At 53.8% G+C, this 1,086-nt stretch carries 2 protein-coding genes; both read left to right on the top strand.

What is annotated here, in order from left to right; all coding sequences use genetic code 11:
* The coding region (locus ACK3CV_RS25285; protein WP_489009920.1) for a transposase at positions 1-447 on the top strand (447 nt) is incomplete at its 5' end.
* Positions 432-1,086: IS3 family transposase (locus tag ACK3CV_RS25280; RefSeq protein WP_489009921.1), on the top strand; the 655-nt coding region annotated here is incomplete at its 3' end. The genes ACK3CV_RS25285 and ACK3CV_RS25280, both read left to right, overlap by 16 nt.

The raw sequence follows: 1,086 nt of genomic DNA, 5'->3' as shown, positions 1-1,086 counted from the left end.
TTCTCCGTCGCTCATGTCCAGTTGCGGCGCTGGATTGCCGCCTATCGACACCATGGCGAGTCGGGTCTGCAACCCGGACGTCGGCGACGCTACACGCCAGAGTTCAAGCTTGCCGCCGTCGAGTTTGCCCGTTCTAATCCGCTGTCGTTAGCGGACGTTGCCGCCAGATTCAACATTCCCTCCTACACGACGCTGGAGCACTGGGTTAAGCTTTATCAGGAGAAAGGGGCCGAAGCCCTCAACCTGGATAAGCGTGGTCACCACATGTCCCAACATCCCAAAACCCCCTATGCCGATAAATCGCCCGATGAACTGACGCCGGAAGAAATGCGGGAGGAAATCGCGTTCCTGCGTGCACAGAATGACTACATAAAAAAGTTGAGAGCCTTGATGCAAGAGAACGACGCCAGGGCGCGTCGGAAAGGGCAAAAATCATCACGGCATTAAGGCAGAAACACGGTCTGAATCTGTTGTTGCGGGTCAGCGTTTTGCCTCGCAGCACCTATTATTATTGCTGTAAAAACAGCACAGTGCCGGACAAATACCGGGAAGCCAAACAGCGTGTGGCGGCCATCTTCCACGCCCATAAAGGCCGTTACGGCTATCGCCGCGTGACCTGTGTTCTGCGAAATGAAGGGCACGGACTGAACCATAAAACTGTCCAAAAGCTGATGATGGCGCAGCAACTGAAGTCATTGGTTCGCAGCAAAAAGTATCGTTCTTATAAGGGGGATGTCGGTAAGGTGGCGCCCAACCTCCTGCAACGCGACTTTGCCGCTCAGCGTCCCAATCAAAAGTGGGTAACTGATGTGACGGAGTTCCGGGTAGGTGAAGACAAGCTGTACCTCTCACCGGTTCTTGACTTGTACAACGGTGAAATCATCGCGTATGCACTGGCGCGCAGGGCAGAGTTTACTCTGGTAAAAACCATGCTGGACAAGGCGCTGGGCAAACTGAAACCAGACGAACAACCGGTGTTGCACAGCGACCAGGGCTGGCATTACCGGATGGCGGCTTACCAACATCAGTTACGGGAAAAAGGAATAAAACAGAGCATGTCTCGCAAAGGGAACTGCCTGGATAATG

Source organism: Serratia sp. TSO36, assembly GCF_057808395.1.
Note: the sequence above shows the minus strand (reverse complement) of the source record. Positions and strands in the feature narration are given on the sequence as shown.